Below are 765 nucleotides of genomic sequence, written 5' to 3'. Positions count from 1 at the left end.
CAGGTGTAAATGGCAAAGCGAACCAAGTGGACACCAGCATGGGTGCGCTTCTCGAATCGGCACAAGTGACTTCCAATAACGTAGAGCAACAACAGTCCAATATCTCAGAAATGGGGCGTCAACTCGAAGAGATTGCCTTTGCTGCGAGTAATACGTTGGATCAAGCCAATCAATCGGTGCAAAAGTTATCAGATTCAAAAGATGAGATAGAACAAGGTCGTGACGCACTTGAGCAAAATAAAGCGACCATGGAAAGTTTACACAGCAGCATAGAAAGCGCTAGCACCCAAGTTACGCAGTTAAGCAAAGAGAGCGAAGCAATTGGCCGCGTGACGGAAGTGATTGAAGGGTTAGCAGAACAGACTAATTTGCTGGCACTCAATGCGGCAATTGAAGCGGCGAGAGCTGGTGAACAAGGGCGAGGTTTTGCTGTGGTTGCCGATGAAGTGCGCATGTTGGCGACAAGAACCACGCAATCGACGACAGAAATCAACGGTATTATTAACGCAATTCAGCGTTCAACTCACACGGTGGTTCAGGAAATTGAACACAGCCAGTCGTTGGCAGAGCAAGGTGCTGAACACATCGATAATGCCGTAACGAGATTGGTTTCAACGACAGAGCAGATCGGTTCTCTAAACGAGCAAATGGCAGAATTGGCCGCTGCTGCCGAGCAGCAATCTCACGCAACGCAATCCATAAATGGGTTAATGGCAGGTATTACACAGTCGGTCGAAATGGTGGCGAGTAACAGTCAGCATGCTT

At 48.2% G+C, this 765-nt stretch carries 1 protein-coding gene; it reads left to right on the top strand.

Annotated features, from left to right (window positions below; translation table 11 throughout):
- Positions 1-765: methyl-accepting chemotaxis protein (locus tag R8N47_RS24755; RefSeq protein WP_318186045.1), on the top strand; the 765-nt coding region annotated here is incomplete at both ends.

Source organism: Vibrio sp. 2132-1, from assembly GCF_033344315.1.
Note: the sequence above shows the minus strand (reverse complement) of the source record. Positions and strands in the feature narration are given on the sequence as shown.